The organism is Micromonospora sp. WMMC241, assembly GCF_027460165.1.
In the GTDB taxonomy this organism is placed as follows: domain Bacteria; phylum Actinomycetota; class Actinomycetes; order Mycobacteriales; family Micromonosporaceae; genus Micromonospora; species Micromonospora humi.
The window spans coordinates 5,381,595-5,398,507 of the sequence record NZ_JAPZBF010000001.1 but is presented as its reverse complement, the minus strand read 5'-3'; the positions used below and the strand labels follow the sequence as shown (position 1 = coordinate 5,398,507).

Genomic DNA, 16,913 nt, shown 5'->3' with positions numbered 1-16,913 from the left:
GTGGCCCGTTTCCTCTGCTGGCTGATCGGGCGGCAGCTGGTCACCCCGCCCGCCGTACCGGTGCACACCGCCGCCCGCCCGCCGTGCACGCCCGGCCGCCGGCACCGCCGTCGCAGCCGCCCGACGGCGGGCGCGCTGTCCCCCCGCTCCCCGTGGAACCGTTCCGCCGGGCGCTGAGCCGGCGGCGCGGGTGTTAACAAGGGCCCCCTCCTCTACCGGAGGCGTTAACAGGGGGCCCCTCCTTACACTTCACGGGTGGAAGATCGGCTGGGGGAGATCCGGGGTGGGGGGCCGCCGAAGCGGCACAACGCCCGCACCGTCGCGGCGCTGACCGGTAACCCCGGGTGCACCCGGCGCGCCGTGCTGGACAGCGCCGGCGCGGACAAGCCGGCGCTCGCCGAGCGGCTGGGCTTCCCGGCCCGGTTCGGCCAGTCCCGGTTCGCCATCACCCGGGGCAACGCGTTCGAGGCGCAGCTCAAGGCGGACGGCGGGGTGGAGCTGCTGCGCCTGGTGGCGGAGCGGCTCGGCGTACCGGTGCCGGCCGGCGCGACCTGGACGGATCTGGGTGGCGACGACGACCGGCCGGAGCGGTCCCGCGCGGCGTTGACCGCGGGCGGTGTCGGCCCGGCGCTCTTCGACCATCCGCTGCTCGGGCTGGACGTGGCGGGGCGCCGGGTGCATCTGGAGCCGGATCTGGTCGCCGCCCGGCTGGCGGGCCGGTTCCACGTCGTGGAGATCAAGTCGTTCCCGGTGATCGACGGGCAGGCCGACCCGGCGAAGGTGGCCGCCGCCGCGATCCAGTCCGCGGTCTACGTGCTCGCGCTGCGCGAGCTGTTCGCCGCCGAGGGGCGCGATCCGGAGTCGGTCTCGCACGAGGTGGTGCTGATCTGTCCGCGCGACTTCGGCAACCGGCCGGTGGCGAGCCTGCTCGACGTGCGCAAGCAGTTGCTGGTGCTGCGTCGCCAGCTGGCCCGGATGGCCCGCGTCGACGCCCTGCTGGCGACCGTGCCGGCCGGTTTCACCGCCGATCCGGCGGCCGACCCGGCGGCGCTGGCCGCCGGGCTGCGCCAGGTGCCGGCCCGCTACGCGCCGGACTGCCTGGCCGTCTGCGAGCTGGCCCACTTCTGCCGGCACGAGGCGCGCGGCCACACCGGGGCGCTGGGCCGGCCGGTCCGGGAGGCGCTCGGCGGCATCGTCGAGGTGGCGGACGTGCTGGCGCTCGCCGAGGGTGGGCGCGCCCCCGAGCCGGAGCAGGCGGAGGCCGCCGCGCTGCTGCGGGCCGCGGCGCGCCTGCGCGCCGACGCCCTCGCCGGAAACCCCGCATGAGTACGCCCCGAAGCGCGCGACACCGGACGGGGGCGCTGCGGTGAGCACGCTGCGAGCGCTGGCCCGGGCGCAGGCGGTCGCCGCCGGGCGGGCCCAGCCGGTGGCCACGGTCCGGCACCTGCACCTGTCGGAGCGGCCGCTGGTGCTGGTGCCGCTGGCCCTCGCGGGGGAGGCGAACGCCCCGCTGGCCGCGCTGGTCGGCGCCGCGCCGGACGAGGCCCGGCTGCTGCTGGTGCCGCAGCCGCGCAACCGGGACCAGCGGTTCGCGTTCGCCGCCGAGCTGGCCGGCGTGCTGCTGCCGTACCTGGACTCGTTCCGGGGCGTGACCGAGGCGGTGGCGGTGGACCGGGGTCGCGACATCCGCCACCGGTACGTCGACGCCCCGCAACTGCTGGTGCCGAACCCGGCCGGGATCACGTTCCTGCGGTTGTTCGGCCGGTCCACCCGGTTCCGGCGGCCGGACGGAGACCATCCGGTGCACCCGTCCGTGCCGGTGCTGGGTCGCTGGCTGACGTTCTTCGCCGAGCGCGCCGAGCAGCCCGGCTCGGCGGCGCTGCTGGCGCTCACCGACGCGTTGACGCTGCACTGGGCGACCGGGCAGAGCGCGGTGGAGGATCTGCACCTGCCGGCGGTGCTGGGCTGGCTGGATCCGCCGCCGGGGTCGACCGGCGCGGAGGCGGCGGCCCGGGCCGAGGATCCGGCGGTGTGCCCGCCGGCCGGGCCGGCCACCGACCCGGACTTCGACAACCACCGGCTCGCCCCGGCGATCGAGGCGTACGCCGCCGCCGAGGACGACCCGGTTGCCCGCGCGGCCGCGTACGACGAGCTTGCCGGCCTGCTGCGCGACCAGCTCGCGCCGACCTGGGAGCTGATGTGGCGCGGGGTCGGGTTGTTGCGGGCGGTGCCGCCCGGCGCGCGGGTGGCCGGCCGGTGGGCGGGTGACCGGGACGCGTTCACCGCGCACGCCGAGCACGTGGACGCCGGCGGCGGCCCGCAGCCGCGCCGCGACGGCGCGGTGGCGGCGGCGCTGCGGTTGCAGCGGCTGGAGCGGGCGCTGACCGGGTGGGCGGTGCAGCGGGCGTACGACGATCCGCTGGTGATGGCCGAGCACCGGCTGGCCGGGGAGGCGTTCGTGGGCGAGGTGACGCTTGCCGACCCGAGGCGGGTGGACGACTCGGGGAAGCGGCCGGTGCTGCGGCCCCGGATCCAGGTGGTGACCACCGAGCCGGTGCCGATGCCGGTGGGCGCGACGCTGTTCTCGCCGGCCCGGCCGGGGCAGAAGGCGAAGGTGGTGTTCGTGACGCCGGGCGCGGACGGCAAGACCGATGTGGTGCTGGAGTTGTCCGGCGGGATGGGGCGGGGGTTGACCGCGCCGGCGGGCAGCGTGCCGGAGGTGGGGGAGCGGATCTGTCTGACCAGCCTGTCGGACGGGTTCCTGCCGGGTGGCGCGTTCCCGGCGCCGGAGGAGACACCGTGGACGCACGGCGGCCCGCCGGAGCATCACGAGGAGTAGTCGTATCAATTCATTTACATGCTTGAAACTTAACCGGTTCAGGAGTGCACTGGTGGCAGCCACACCACCACCGTCCTGACCCGAAAAGGTGACCCATGCGAAGCAGCAGGTTCCGCCTCGCGTCGACCGCCGCCGCCACCGTCCTGGCCGCCGCCACCGCGCTCTCCGTCGTCACCCCGGCCGAGGCGCACACCGTCTCCCCGGTCAACGCCAACGCCTCCACCGCCACCCGCAACGTGCTCAACTGGCTGGCCCACCTGCCCAACCGGAGCAGCAACCGGATCGCCTCCGGCTTCTTCGGCGGCTACAGCAACAGCGGCTTCTCGCTCAGCCAGACCGAGGAGCTGCGCGCCGCCACCGGCCAGTACCCGGCGATCCTCAGCTGCGACTACGGCTCCGGCTGGGCGACGAACAACGACATCACCGCGCTCGTCGACTACTCCTGCAACCCGTCGCTGAAGTCCTGGTCCGCCGCCGGCGGCCTGGTCACCATCAGCGTCCACCTGCCCAGCCCGGCCAACGCCAACGGCGGCGGCCTGAACACCCCGATGGGCAACTTCGCCGACCTGCTCAACCCGTCCACCGCGGCCGGCGCCCGCTGGCGCCAGCTCCAGGACAAGATGGCCGCCGGCCTCCAGGACCTGGAGAACGCCGGGGTGCCGGTGCTGTTCCGGCCGTTCCACGAGGTCAACGGCGACTGGTTCTGGTGGGGCAACCGCGACCCCAACACGTTCAAGCAGGTCTGGCAGCAGATGTACGGCTACCTCACCGGCACCAAGGGGCTGGACAACCTGCTCTGGGTCTACTCCGCCGACTTCAGCCGGGGCAACCGCACCGCCTACTACCCCGGCGGCGCCTACACCGACATCGTCGGGATGGACGCCTACGACGACAACCCGCAGGTCTCCGGCATCCAGTCCGCGTACAGCGAGCTGGTCGGGCTGGGCAAGCCGTTCGCGTTCGCCGAGATCGGCCCGGACAGCCAGGGCTCCTTCGACTACGGGCGCTGGGTCACCGCGTTCCAGCAGAGCTACCCGAAGACGTCCTACTTCCTGGCCTGGAACGACGGCTGGGGCCCGGCCCGTAACCCCGGCGGCAGCACGCTGTTCAACAACTCCTGGATCGCCAACCGGGGCGAGGTCGACCTCGGCAACGTCACCGAGCCGGGCGGCGGTGGCACCACCACCCCGCCCCCGTCCGGCGGGACGCTGCTCAACGGGTTCGAGTCCGGCACCGAGGGTTGGACCGGCACGAACGTTGCCGGCGGGCCGTGGCAGGTCACCGAGTGGGCGTCGCAGGGCACCCGGTCGCTGAAGTCCGACGTCAACCTGGCCGCCGGGGCCGCGTACCTGAAGAAGACCGCCACCACCAACCTGAGCGGGCGCGGCACGCTGCGGGCCACCGCGCGGGTCGCGCCGTGGGGCAGCTTCGGCGCCGGCAGCCAGGCCAAGCTGTACGTCAAGACCGGCGCCGGCTGGCAGTGGTTCGACGGCGGCACGGTGGCCGTCACGTCGGCCGGCGTGAACCTGTCACTGCCGCTGTCCGGCGTGGCCAACCTCGGTGACGTCCGGGAGATCGGCGTGCAGTTCGTGCCGGCCGGCGGCGCGAGCGGCACCTCGGCGATCTACGTGGACAACGTCACCGTCCAGTGAGGACGGGGGTCCGGCCCGGCCGCCGGGCCGGGCCGGACCCGCGCGCCCGCGCAGGTCCGGTGACCGACAGCGCACGACTCTGGCGGCGACTCCCGGCGCTGACTAGGCTTGCGCCGTTCGTCGTCCGCCGTCCGGTCCTCGTCGCCGAGGGCGCACGTCTGGAAGAGAGCCGGAGCGCATCGTTGTCCCCCAGCACGACGTGAGCCTCGCCGTCGCGGCGCCGGCCCGTCACCCGCTCGTCGGCCGTGTCGGACTCGTCGCGGCCGCCGTCGTCGTACTCGGGGAGATGGTCTGGCTCGTCGCCGCCCTGCCCGGCGCGGCGCTGGTCAGCGACCTCGGCGCGATGACGGTCTCGACCTGGGCGGCGGTGCTCTGCGCCGGCGCGGCCCGCAAGCACCCGGCCACGCTGCGGCGGTTCTGGGGGCTCCTCGCGGCCACCATGCTGCTCGCCGCGCTCGGCCGTACGGTGTGGACGGTCGAACGCCTCGACGGCATCGACCTGCCGCACACGCCGCTGGTCGGTGGCCTCTTCACCGCCGGCATCGTCACCGGCACCGCCGCGCTGCTCTGCTCCCGGGCCGGCCCGCGCAGCGTGGTCGGGCAGGCCCGCACGCTGCTCGACGGCGTGATCGTCGCGCTGGCCCTCATCCCGGTCGGCTGGGTGGTGGTGTTCCGCGACCTCGCCGACGCCGACCTGGCCGACCCGCTACGCACGTTCGGGCTGCTCTACCCGATGTTCGACCTGATGCAGCTCACCATCCTGGTCGCGGTCGCCGGGCCGGGCCGGCACATGTGGCGGGCGCTCACCGTGATCGGCGCCGGGCTGGCGATCCGGGCCGGCGCCGACGCGGTCTACGTCTCCCTCGTCGCGCACGGCAGCTACGCCCCGGGGCACCCGGTCGACGTCTGCTGGCCGCTGAGCTACCTGCTGGTCGGGCTCGCCACCCGCTACCCGCCGCCGGGCGGCGGGGACGCCGACGACGACGCCGGTGAGTCGCCGCTGCCGCCGTGGTGGCGGGTCGCCCTGCCGTACCTGCCGGTGGGCGGCGCGATCGTCGCGGTGATGCTGTCCCGGCGGCCCACCGGGCAGACCCCGCACCTGGTCTTCGTCGGCATGATGGCGCTGCTCGGGGTGCTCGCGCTGCGTCAGGGGCTGGCCGCCAACGAGAACCTGCGGCTGGTCGCCCGGCTGCGCCGGCTCGCCTACTCCGACCAGCTCACCGGCCTGCCCAACCGGCTGACCTTCATCCGGCGGCTGCGTCGCGCGCTGCGCGACGACGGGCCGGTCGCCGTGGTGCTGCTCGACCTGGACGGCTTCAAGCAGGTCAACGACCGGTTCGGGCACGCCGCCGGGGACCGCCTGCTCACCACCATCGCGGAGCGCATGCGGGACGCGATCGGCCCGGACGGGATGATCGCCCGGCTCGGCGGCGACGAGTTCGCCGTGCTGGTCGCCGGCGACCGCCCGGTCGCCCCCGAGCGGCTCGCGGTCCGGCTGCTCGCCGCACTCGAACCGCTGCCCGGCGAGGAGGACCTCGGCGTCCACCCGTCGGCCAGCATCGGCATCGCCGAGTACGGCCCGCAGCACAGCTCGCACACCGACCTGCTCCGCGACGCCGACATCGCGATGTACGCGGCGAAGGCGGCCGGCAAGTCCGCGTGGCGCACGTGCACGCCGGAGCTGCGGGAGTCGGCGGTCAGCCGGGCCGAGCTGATCGCCGACCTGCGTAGGGCGGTCGACGAGGGCCAACTGCTGATGGAGTTCCAGCCCATCGTCGACCTGGCCACCGGCACGGTACGCAGCGCCGAGGCGCTGGTCCGCTGGCGGCATCCCCGCCTCGGCGTGCTCACCCCGGCGAGGTTCCTGCCGTTGGCCGAGGAGACCGGGCTGATCCTGGCCATCGACCGGTGGGTGATCCACGAGGCGTGCCGGGCGGCGGCGACCTGGCGCGAGCAGGCGCCCGAGGTGACCGTGGCGGTCAACATCGCCGCCGCCCACCTGTGCCGGCCCGACCTGATCGCCACGGTCACCGGCGCGATGGGCGCGGCCGGCCTGCCGCCCCGCGCGCTCACGCTCGAACTCACCGAGTCGGCGCTGATCGAGGGCAGCGAGGCGGTGCTGGACCGGCTGGCTCAACTGCGTGACCTCGGCATCCGCATCGCCATCGACGACTTCGGCACCGGCTACTCGTCGTTGAGCTACCTGCACCGCATCCCGGCCACCGAACTGAAGATCGACAGGTCGTTCGTGTCCCGGCTGGACGCCGGCGACGCCCGCGCGTACGCCACCGTGGAGATGGTCAACCGGCTGGCCGGCGCGTTCGACCTGGCGGTGGTGGCCGAGGGGGTGGAGACCGGCGCGCAGCACGCGGCGGTCACCGCGATCGGCTGCCGGCAGGGTCAGGGCTGGCGGTACGGCCGCCCGACCGCCCTGCCCGACCTGCTGCCCACGCTGACTCCCGCCGACGTCACCCGCTGACCGACCCGGATCGACGCGGGCCGAAGGTCCCGGGCGGGACGGGGGGTTCGGCCCTGCTCCGGGCACCCCGGCCGCCGCCACGATGGTTCCCGTCAACCCCCTCCAGCCGGGAGCCAGAGATGAAGCGACGGACGCTCGACCTGTTGTTCAGCATCGGCGGACTGGGCCTCGCGGTCCTGCTGCTCGTCGTCGGCGTCGTCCTGACGACGAACGCCAACTTCGCCAACAACTACGTGCACGACCAGTTGGCCGCCCAGCACATCAGCTTCAAGCCGGCCGGCCAGCTCACCGACGAGGAGAAGAAGTCGGCCTGCCTGCGCGAGTACGCCGGTCGGCAGCTCACCACCGGCAAGCAGGCCGAGTGCTACGCCAACGAGTTCATCGGCCTGCACCTGACGTCGATCGCCGGCGGCAAGACGTACGCCGACCTCGGCGAGCCGCAGACCGCGCTGCGCGAGCAGGTGGCCCAGGCCGAGCAGGCCAAGGCCGCCAACCTGGCCGACCTGCAGAAGCAGCTCGCCGACGTGAGCGCCCAGCGGGACACCGTGTTCAAGGGCGAGACGCTGCGCGGCCTGCTGCTCACCTCGTACGGCTTCAGCGAGTTCGGCCGTAAGGCCGAGCAGGGCGCGCTGGCCATGTACCTGGGCGCGGCGCTGCTCCTGCTGCTCTCGGCCGCCGGCCTGGTGCACGCGGTGCGCACCCCGGCGAACGCGGCCTTCGCCGCCCCGGAGCAGGAGAGAATCACGAACTGACTTGACCCTCACGCTGCGGGAGGCGGGAGCCTCGGTCGTGGAAGGGAGGGAACCATGGCGTACACGGTGGGACAGGTGGCGCGTGCGGCCCGGGTGACGGTCCGCACGCTCCACCACTACGACGAGATCGGGCTGCTGCGGCCGAGCGGGCGTACCCCGGCGGGCTACCGCCGCTACGACGACGCCGACCTGGACCGCCTTCAGCTCATCCGCTACTACCGCGAGCTGGGGTTCCCGCTGGAGGAGATCGCCGAGATCCTGGACGACCCGGCCGCCGACCCGGCGGCGCACCTGAGTCGGCAGCACGAGCTGCTGTCCGGGCGGATCGGCAAGCTCCAGGAGATGGTGGCGGCGATCGAACACGCGATGGAGGCGAGAAAGTTGGGGATCCAGTTGACGCCGGAGGAGCGGTTCGAGGTGTTCGGGGACTACAACCCGGACGAGCACGCCGAGGAGGTCGAGCGGCGCTGGGGTGACACCGAGGCGTACCGGCAGTCGCAGGAGCGGGCCAGCCGCTACTCGAAGGAGGACTGGCTGCGCAACAAGGAGGTGAACGAGGACTGGGGCCGGCGCTTCGCCGCGCTGATGGACTCGGGCGCGCCGGCCGACGGGCCGGAGGCGATGGCGCTGGCCGAGGAGCACCGGCAGCTCATCACCGAGTGGTGGTACGACTGCCCGCTGGAGATGCACACCGGGCTGGCCGACATGTACGTGGCGGACCCGCGGTTCACCGCGTACTTCGAGACGATCCGGCCCGGGATGGCGGCCTACCTGAACGAGGCGATCCACGCCAACGCGATCAGCCGGGCCTGACCCCGCGTCGCCGGCACTGCTGGCACGATGACCGGCATGTTCATCGTCGCCGGCACCCTCTACGTCGATCCGGCCCGGCGGGACGCCTACCTGGCGTCCTGCGCGGAGGCCGTCCGCGCGGCCCGCGCCGCCCCCGGCTGCGTGGACTTCGCGGTCAGCGCTGACCTGGTCGAGCCGGGCCGGATCAACGTGTACGAGCGGTGGGAGTCCGACGAGCAGTTGCTCGCGTTCCGGGGCTCCGGACCCGACGCCGACCAGGTGACGGCGATCCTCGGCGCCGAGGTGCACAAGTTCCGCATCTCCGGCGTCGAGGCCCCCTGATTCGGGCGTGTCGCGTCAGGAAAGGGAGCGGATCCGAGTGCCGTATACCTCAGAGTCATAATTATGACTCTGAGGTATACCGCAGAAAAGCACACATCGATCCGGGAGCCGTCACGCAGCGTGAGGCGGGCCGGCCCTAGACGAAGACGTCGAGCAGGAGGACGCCGAGGAAGCCGACCACCGAGATGATGGTCTCCATCACCGACCAGCTCTTGATGGTCTGCCCCACGGTCAGCCCGAAGTATTCCTTGACCAGCCAGAAGCCGGCGTCGTTGACGTGCGAGAAGAACAGCGAACCGCAGCCGACCGCCAGCGCCAGCAGCGCCACCTCGGGGCCCTGGAGCGTGCCGGCCAGCGGCGCGACGATGCCGGCGGCGGTGATGGTGGCGACCGTCGCCGAGCCGGTGGCGACCCGGATGCCGACCGCGACGAGCCAGCCCAGCAGCAGCGGCGACAGGTTGGCGCCCTCGGCCGCGTCCGCGACCAGGTTGCCCACGCCGGCGTCGACGAGCACCTGCTTGAAACCGCCGCCGGCGGCGACGATCAGCAGGATGCCGGCGATCGCCGGCAGCGAGCCGCCCAGGAAGCCGGAGACCTGGCTGCGACTGAAGCCGTTGCGGTAGCCCAGGAAGATCATGGCGAAGATGACGCCGGCGAGCAGGGCGACGATCGGCGTGCCGGCGATGTCCAGCGCCTTGCGCCCGGCGGTGTCCTCGCCGAGGGTCAGCTCGCCGACGGCCCGCAGCAGCATCAGCGCCACCGGCAGCAGCACGGTGACCACGGCGGCCCAGAGCGCGGGCGCGCGGCGGGAGCGCGGCCCGGCCGGCTCGTCGATCGACGCGCCCGGACGCCCGGCGCCCGGGTTGACCAGGTCGTCCTCGGTGACCAGGTCGCCGTCGGCGTCGACCCGGCCGTCACCGGGGCGGGTCGGGCTGCGGTCACCGGCGACCGCCAGGTCGCGGCGGGTGGGCAGCAGCGCCTCCGGCGCGGTGGCCGGCACGTACCGGGCGATGATGTTGCCGAAGACCGGACCGGCGATGATCACCGTGGGGATCGCCACCAGCAGGCCCAGCGCGAGCGTCTGGCCGAGGTTGGCGCCGAGCGCGTCGATCGCCACCAGCGGGCCCGGGTGCGGCGGCACCAGGCCGTGCAGCACCGACAGGCCGGCCAGCGCCGGGATGCCGATCTTCATGAGCGGCACGTCGACCCGGCGGGAGACCAGCAGCACGATCGGCACCAGCAGCACCACGCCGACCTCGAAGAAGAGCGGCAGGCCGATGAGCGCGGCCACCCCGGCCATGGCCCACGGCAGCGCGCCGCCGGAGACCCGGCCGACCACCCGTTCGACGATGCTGTCCGCCCCGCCCGACTCGGCGAGCATGCCGCCGATCATCGCGCCGAGCGCGATCAGCAGGCCGACGCCGCCGACCGTGGAGCCGACCCCGCCGCTGAACGAGGTGACGATCTTGTCGGCGGAGACGCCGGCTACCACGCCCAGCACGGCGGCGCCGAGGATCAACGCCAGGAACGGGTGCACCTTGCCCCAGGCGATGAGCAGCACCACCGCGGCGATGCCCAGCAGGGCGGCGACGACGAGTTGGGTGTTACCGGCGTTCGTGAGTGGTTCCGCCGGAGCGGCGAGCAGTGTGACCACGGCTATCACGACCTCTGTTCGGTCATTTGGGTGGGGCGGTGGGTGGTGGCTCCGGCGGCAGGCTCGGGGCCAGCCGTCGCAGCGACGCGAACGTGGGCACGAGCGCGTCGTACAGCTCGGAGAAGAGTGGGAGCAGCGCCGCGTAGGTGGCGGCGGCGGCCGGATCGGGGTGGACCGTCTCGTCGATCCGGACCAGGTCGGCGGCGACCTCGACCGAGGAGATCAGGCCGAGCGCCTGCATGCCGAGCAGCGCGGCACCGAAACCGGACCCCTCGTGCCCGGCCGGGAAGCGCACCGGCATGCCCAGCGCGTCGGCGAGGATCTGCCGCCACAGCGGGCTGCGGGCGAAGCCGCCGCTGGCGCGGACCTCGCGTACCTCGTTGCCGGCCGCGCGGACCGACGCCAGGACCAGCGCGAGCTGCTGGCAGACCCCCTCCAGCGCGGCCCGCACCAGATGGGCGCGGCCGTGGCCGTGGGTCAACCCGATGTACGCGCCGCGCGGCAGCGCGCTCCAGTGCGGCGCCCGCTCGCTGAGCAGGTACGGCAGCATGATCAGCCCGCCGGAGCCGACCGGCGCCTGCGCGGCCAGGCCGAGCAGTTCCTCCTCGGCGTCCTCGCCCAGCTCCGGGGCGAGCGCGTCGTGCGCCCACTGGAGCACGATCCCGCCGTTGTTGATCGCGCCGCCGACCACCCAGCGGTCCTCGGTCAGCGCGTAGCAGAACACGCCACCGAGCGGGTCCACGCCGGGGCGTTCCACCATCACCCGCATCGCGCCGCTGGTGCCGATCGAACAGGCGACCACGCCGGGGCGTACCGCGCCGAGGCCGAGGTTGGCCAGCGGGCCGTCGCCGGCGCCCACCACCAGCGGGGTGTCCGCGGGCAGGCCGGTGGCCACGGCGGCGTCGGCGGTCAACCCCTGCAGCACGTGCGTGGTGGGGACGAGCTGGGGGAGCTGCTCCTCGGTGATGCCGGCGACGCGCAGCGCCTCGGTGTCCCAGGCCAGCCGGTGGATGTCCATCAGCCCGGTGGCCGAGGCGACCGAGTGGTCGGTGACCAGCGCCTCGGCCAGCCGCCGCAGGACGAGATCCTTGATGCCGACCCAGTGCGACACCCGCTCGTGCAGCTTCGGCTCCTGCTCGGCGAACCAGACCAGCTTGGGCAGCGGCGCCATCGGGTGCACCGGGGTGCCGGTGCGCCGGTGCAGCGCCAGCCCGGACGGCGCGGCGCGCAGCCGCTCCGCCTGCGCGCTGGCCCGGGAGTCGGCCCAGGTGATCGACGGGGTGAGCGGGTTGCCGTCGGCGTCCAGCCCGATCAGGCTGTGCATGGCGGTGCTGAAGGACAGGCCGGCGACCGGCCCGCCCAGCTCGTCGACGACGGCGCGGATCACCCCGAGCACCGCCTGGTAGATGAGGTCCGGGTCCTGCTCGGCCCAGCCCGGGTGCGGCTCCTCCAGCGGGTAGCCGATCGAGTGGCTGGCCAACTGCCGGCCGTCGGTGTCGAACGCGACCGCCTTGCTGCTGGTGGTGCCGATGTCCACGCCCACCACGACGGTCGGGTCGCCCACCGGTGCACCTCCACTCGCCTCGCCGGGTGGGTACGCCCCGCCCTGCGGCTGACGTTACCGACGCCTCCCGCGGCCCGCATGGCGAAGCGGAGCGACCGTCAATCAACCAATCGGTCTAATTAGTGACTTTCGCGTGTCTTCGTACCCCTACTCGGCCGTTGTGCACAGTGACACCCCGATTGGTGGGCTCGCGCGGCGGAGGAGTCGGCGTGGCGATGACTGATTCGACGGGTTCCACATGGCGTTACCGGTGGGCGCACCGGCAGAACGAGCGGCGGCAGCGCGCGTTCCGCGCGGCCGACGAGGCGTGGCGACGCCGCGACGACGAGCTGCGTCGCCTGCGTACCCTCGCGGTTTCCTTCCACGGGTCGGAACGGGCCGGCGTGGGGCTGCCGATGGAGCTGTCCCCCGGCGAGGTGGTCTTCTGGACGCTGCCGGCGGCGCAACTGGTCGAGGTGCGGCACACCGCGGTGCTGCCGGCCCCCGACCTGGCCGTCGACCCGGACCCGCCGGTGCTGCGCCCGCGCCGCCCCGAGGGGGTTCGGGTCGTCGACGCCGGGCTGGCCGTGCTCACCAACCGGCGCCTCGTGCTGCTCGGCGGGCGCGGCCGGCGCGACTGGACGTACGGCAGGATGACCGGACTGTCCCACGACCCGGCGGCGCCGGTCACCCTGATCCAGGTGCTGGACCGGCGGCGTACCTCCGGCCTGCTGCTGCCCACCGGCGCGGCGGCCGACTTCCGGTTCACGCTCACGCTCGCCTTCGCCGACGCGATCGAACAGCGCGCCGCGGTCGTCGCCGAACTGGACGAGCTGCTCGCCGAGCACGCCGAGCTGCGCCCGCAACGCCCGGCGGTGCTCACCCCGGCCCAGGCCCGGTTCTCCGCGCGGCTGCCCGGCGGCCGGCGGACCGTGGCGGTCGGTGCGGCGCTCGCGCTGGCCGTGCCGGCGATGCTCGTCGAGTCCAACCCGCCCACCCGGGCCGGGTCGGAACGCGCCGCCGCGGCCACCCCGGCGGCCACCGCCTCGCCCGCGCCGCCGGCGGTCGCCCCCGCCGTCCGCACCCGGCCGAGCACCAGCCCGGAGCCGCGCCGCAGCCGGTCCGCGCCGGGCGGCACCGACCCGCAGCCGGCCGCCGAGCGCCGCTGCGGCGCGCCGCCCAACCCCTTCGGGTACGACTACTGCGGCGGGCAGCGGATCCGCAAGCCGGCCGCCGGGGTCTGCGACTGGTTCGAGTGCGTGCCCGGGTTCTGGTCCGGCCGGGGCTGGCTGGTGCAGTGCCGCGACGGCGCGGTCAGCCGCACCGGCGGGCAACGCGACGCGTGCGCCGGCCACCGCGGCCTGCGCCGCACCGTGTGGATGTAAGGAGGGGCCCCCTGTTAACGCTTCCGGTATAGGCGGGGCCCCCGCTTAACACCCCGGGTGCGCAGCGGCAGCAGACCGGCCAGGACCAGCGCGGCGCCGACCGGCAGCAGGTCCAGGTTCACCGCGATCGCCACGAACCCGAGCAGCACCAGCACCGGCGCCCACACCGGCAGCAGCCGCGTCGCCGCCGCCCGGTACAGCAGCACCAGCAGGCCCAGCTCGAACAGCGCCGGCCCGCCGAACAGCACCACGCCGGGGGTGTCCACCGCGTCGGCGAAGCGGGGGAACAGGTCACCGAGGATCACCCAGACGAACGCGGCGGCGCCGACCAGGCCGGCCAGCGCCGCCACGTCGTCCAGCGTCCGCAGCCGGGTCGACCGGGTACGCAGCAGACCGTGCAGCCCGACGATCAGCGCGGCGAACCCGAGCACGCCGACCAGGAACAGGGTGTGCCCGGTGTTCCACGCCCAGGCGCCCTTGTCGCTGTGCCCGTCCAGGCGATCCAGCAGGCGCAGCAGCCCGTAGCCGAGCAGCAGCGACGCCGACGTCACACCGACCGGCCGCAACCAGCGAAACGCCGCATGCGTCGGGGAATCGAGGAGGTTCATTGCCTCAGCCTGTCCGCCGAGGGTCGCCGGGACATCAGGGGTCGGCCCCGCACCGCTCCCGGATCAATCCGCTGGCCTCCCGTAGGGGTGCTCGGTTAGCGTCCGGCCGTGTCCCGCACCGTGACAGTGGTCCTGGTCGACGCCGCCGGCCGGCCGCTCGGCGCGCTGCCCCCGTTCGAGGTGCCGGACCCGTGGTGGCAGCAGGTGGCCTCGGTCGTCGACGGCGCCCGCCGGCGGCACGGCGTCGACGTGGCCGTGCTGCGGCTGCTCGACGCCGACCGCCCGCACCCACCCGGCGGCCACGTCCGCTACCTCGCCCAACTCCTCGGCCCGCCCGCCGGGCACGGCAGGTCGGAACGCGGCCCCGCCGGGCACGGTACGCCGGAACGCGATGCCGGCGGGTGGGGCACGTCGGGACGCGGCCCCGCCGGGCACGGCACGCCGGAACGCGATGCCGCTGGTGGCGTACCCCTGGAACCGGCGGCGGTGGACCTCGCGCCGCATCCGCTGCGCCAGCCGTGGGCGGAGCCGGGCGGCCCGGCCCGCAGCGTCGCCTGGGCCACCGAGGAGCTGCGCCGCCTCGGCCGTCCGGTGACCGCCGTGGCGCAGCAGCGCACCTGGAACCTCTCCGCCATCTGGCGCCTGGACACCCCGCACGGCCCGGCCTGGCTGAAGCAGCTCCCGGTGTTCGCCCGCCACGAGCCCACGGTCCTGACCTGGCTGGCGACCCTCCCGGCCCTCCCGCCCTCGGCCTCCCCCACTGATCAAGGAGTTTGCGTCTCGGGTGATCTCCCTGCCGACACGAACTCCTTGACCACCGGCGCCGGGGTCGGGCCGGTGGTGCTGGCGGTGGGCGGGGAGGGGCGGGTGCTGGTGGCGGACGTGCGGGGGGAGGACCGGTACGGGGCGGGGGAGGCCGAACGGGCCGGGATCGCGGTGGCGCACCACGCGGTGCAGGTGCGGGCCGTGGGGGCGGTGGATCGGCTGGTCGCGGACGGCGTACCCGATCTTCGGGGGGTGCGGCCGGCGGGGTGGATCCGGGCGCGGCTGGCCGGGCACGACGTGTCGGTCGCCGCGCGGCTGCTCGACGGGCTCGACGAGCGGCTGCGGCGGGTCCGCGACTGCGGGCTGCCGGACACGCTCGTGCACGGCGACCTGCACCCCGGCAACGTGCGCGGCGACGGCACCCACGCGGTGACCATCGACTGGGCGGACGCGTTCGTCGGGCATCCCGCGTTCGACATCCTGCGCCTCACCGAGGGCCTCGACGACCCCGCCGCCGCCCGGCTCGTCGAGGCGTGGGCCGACCGGTGGCGGGCCGACGCGCCCGGCTGCGACCCGCGCCGGGCCCTCGACCTGCTCCGGCCGGTCGCGCCGCTGCGGCTGGCCGCCGTGTACGCGATGTTCCTCGCCGGCATCGAGCCGGCCGAGCACCCCTACCACGTACACGACGTGCCGGCCGCGTTGGCGCAGGCCGCAGCCGAGGCGCGACGCTAGGCCCGGCGCACCGGGATCCACAGCTCCGCGTCGGCGGTGTCGCCGCCCTCGGCGATCCGCACCTGGGAGATCTCCGGCCCGGGCCGGATCTCGTACGGGTTCGACGGGAACCACTGGGTGAACACGTCCCGCCACAGGTGTTGCAACGCCTGCGGGAACGCGCCGGAGCTGCGGAAGACCGCCCAGTCGCCGGCCTCCACCGGCAGGCTGTCCAGCCCTTCCGGCACCTCCGCGCCGGTCACCACGGCGTGCCAGTAGTCCAGCTCGGTGCCCTCCGCGCGGGAACCGGCCAGGTCGTCGCTCACGTTGACGATGCCGCGCGGCTCCTGGTCGGACAGCGCCTCGATCCGGCGTACCGTCTCCGGGTCCACGCTCTTGAGGAACGCCACGATGTGCGGGTTCATCCCCTCGTGGACCAGCGGCACCCGCGCCTTCACCCCGGCGAGCCGGAAGGCCTCCTTGGTCACGATCCGATAGTCCATGCTGCTGCTCCCTTCGACGACGAGCCGGAAGGACATCCGGGGCTGGGACCGCAGCACCGACCCGGCGCGGCGGGCCTCGGCCGGGCCGACGCCGTGCACGGCCCGGAACGCGCGGGCGAACGCCTCGTTCGAGCCGTACCCCCAGCGGACCGCCACGTCGAGCAGCGACTCCCGGTCGGCGAGCACGTCGGCGGCGGCCACTGTGAGCCGGCGGCGGCGCACGTACTCCGACAGCGGGATCCCGGCCAACGCCGAGAACAGCCGCCGGAAGTGGTGCTCCGACACACAGGCGACCCGGGCCAGCGCGGCCACGTCGAGCGGCTGGTCGAGCCGTTGTTCGAGGTGGTCCATGGCCTGGTTGAGCCGATCCAGCACCGGATGCTCCTTCCTGATGACGCCTACGACGCTAGGGTGCCCGCCGCCCGTCGACCCGACCTCACCGGACCCGATCCGATCGGCTGAGCCTCCGCTGGCGGGGGTGTCGCACCATGGCGTCGTGATCATTCGGAAGCGGCACCACAGGAAGAAGAAGCACCGGGACTGGTGCGACTGCGACTGCGACCTGGTCGACTGTGACGGCCCCGGTTGCTGCGACCTCGGGCTCTTCTCGACGCTGCTCACCCTCGGCTCGGTGACCGCAGGCATCGCGCGGACGCCGGTCGTGGACCGGGCCGGGCGGGCCGCCATCCTCGGCTACCGGCGGTGGCTGTCGCACCGCTGGCCCGGGACCTGCCGCTACACGCCGACGTGCAGCACGTACGGGCTGGCCGCGGTGGAACGGCACGGGTTGGCGGTGGGCGGCCGGATGGCGGCCGAGCGGGTGCGCCGCTGCCGCCCCGACGTGCCGCGCGGCACCCACGACCCGCTGCCCTGACCGTGCTCCACTGT

15 protein-coding genes are annotated in these 16,913 nt (G+C 74.3%); 11 read left to right on the top strand and 4 right to left on the bottom strand.

The genetic code is table 11. From position 1 onward, the window contains the following. The 8 genes from O7598_RS24380 to O7598_RS24345 all read left to right on the top strand — a co-directional run bounded on the left by O7598_RS24380 (position 1) and on the right by O7598_RS24345 (position 8,856). Entirely contained in the window at positions 1–177 is a 177-nt protein-coding gene (locus tag O7598_RS24380; protein ID WP_269693607.1) for a hypothetical protein, read from the top strand. Positions 178–255: 78 nt separating this feature from the next. Further along, positions 256–1,326 carry a hypothetical protein gene (locus tag O7598_RS24375; protein ID WP_269693606.1) on the top strand — a complete coding sequence of 357 codons (1,071 nt, stop codon included), beginning with the start codon at positions 256–258 and terminating at the stop codon, positions 1,324–1,326. 40 nt (positions 1,327–1,366) lie between these two features. Continuing rightward, positions 1,367–2,839: a hypothetical protein gene (locus O7598_RS24370; protein WP_269693605.1), complete on the top strand. Its 1,473-nt coding sequence runs from the start codon at positions 1,367–1,369 to the stop codon at positions 2,837–2,839. 95 nt (positions 2,840–2,934) lie between these two features. Beyond that, complete coding sequence (locus tag O7598_RS24365) at positions 2,935–4,491, top strand: glycosyl hydrolase (RefSeq protein ID WP_269693604.1); 1,557 nt, start codon at positions 2,935–2,937, stop codon at positions 4,489–4,491. Positions 4,492–4,690: 199 nt separating this feature from the next. Then, the gene (locus O7598_RS24360) at positions 4,691–6,970 is read left to right on the top strand and encodes a putative bifunctional diguanylate cyclase/phosphodiesterase (RefSeq protein ID WP_269693603.1); all 2,280 of its coding nucleotides are present in this window, start codon (positions 4,691–4,693) and stop codon (positions 6,968–6,970) included. A gap of 119 nt (positions 6,971–7,089) precedes the next feature. After that, on the top strand, positions 7,090–7,722 hold the full coding sequence (locus tag O7598_RS24355; protein WP_269693602.1) for a hypothetical protein: 633 nt from the start codon (positions 7,090–7,092) through the stop codon (positions 7,720–7,722). A 54-nt stretch (positions 7,723–7,776) separates the two neighbouring features. Further along, positions 7,777–8,535 (top strand): MerR family transcriptional regulator, encoded by a 759-nt coding sequence (locus tag O7598_RS24350; RefSeq protein ID WP_269693601.1) that lies wholly within the window; start codon positions 7,777–7,779, stop codon positions 8,533–8,535. Between the two features lie 36 nt (positions 8,536–8,571). Continuing rightward, positions 8,572–8,856, top strand: coding sequence for a putative quinol monooxygenase (locus tag O7598_RS24345; RefSeq protein ID WP_269693600.1), 285 nt, complete (start codon positions 8,572–8,574; stop codon positions 8,854–8,856). A 136-nt stretch (positions 8,857–8,992) separates the two neighbouring features. On the opposite strand, the gene O7598_RS24340 is transcribed toward O7598_RS24345, so the two are convergent. Beyond that, positions 8,993–10,510, bottom strand: coding sequence for a GntP family permease (locus O7598_RS24340; protein ID WP_269693599.1), 1,518 nt, complete (start codon positions 10,508–10,510; stop codon positions 8,993–8,995). A gap of 22 nt (positions 10,511–10,532) precedes the next feature. Then, positions 10,533–12,074, bottom strand: a complete 1,542-nt coding sequence (locus O7598_RS24335; protein WP_269693598.1) for a gluconokinase — start codon at positions 12,072–12,074, stop codon at positions 10,533–10,535. 209 nt (positions 12,075–12,283) lie between these two features. On the opposite strand from O7598_RS24335, the gene O7598_RS24330 reads away from it, so the two are divergent. Further along, positions 12,284–13,438, top strand: coding sequence for a hypothetical protein (locus O7598_RS24330; RefSeq protein WP_269693597.1), 1,155 nt, complete (start codon positions 12,284–12,286; stop codon positions 13,436–13,438). Between the two features lie 14 nt (positions 13,439–13,452). Here O7598_RS24330 and O7598_RS24325 read toward each other — a convergent pair whose 3' ends face one another. Continuing rightward, positions 13,453–14,046 carry a hypothetical protein gene (locus O7598_RS24325; RefSeq protein ID WP_269693596.1) on the bottom strand — a complete coding sequence of 198 codons (594 nt, stop codon included), beginning with the start codon at positions 14,044–14,046 and terminating at the stop codon, positions 13,453–13,455. A gap of 108 nt (positions 14,047–14,154) precedes the next feature. Between O7598_RS24325 and O7598_RS24320 the strand changes: the two genes are divergently transcribed. Continuing rightward, entirely contained in the window at positions 14,155–15,543 is a 1,389-nt protein-coding gene (locus tag O7598_RS24320; RefSeq protein WP_269693595.1) for a phosphotransferase family protein, read from the top strand. Here O7598_RS24320 and O7598_RS24315 read toward each other — a convergent pair. Continuing rightward, positions 15,540–16,400, bottom strand: a complete 861-nt coding sequence (locus tag O7598_RS24315; protein ID WP_269693594.1) for an AraC family transcriptional regulator — start codon at positions 16,398–16,400, stop codon at positions 15,540–15,542. The genes O7598_RS24320 and O7598_RS24315 overlap by 4 nt on opposite strands. A 121-nt stretch (positions 16,401–16,521) precedes the next feature. On the opposite strand from O7598_RS24315, the gene yidD reads away from it, so the two are divergent. Beyond that, positions 16,522–16,899 carry a membrane protein insertion efficiency factor YidD gene (gene yidD, locus O7598_RS24310; RefSeq protein WP_269693593.1) on the top strand — a complete coding sequence of 126 codons (378 nt, stop codon included), beginning with the start codon at positions 16,522–16,524 and terminating at the stop codon, positions 16,897–16,899. Positions 16,900–16,913: the final 14 nt, after the last annotated feature.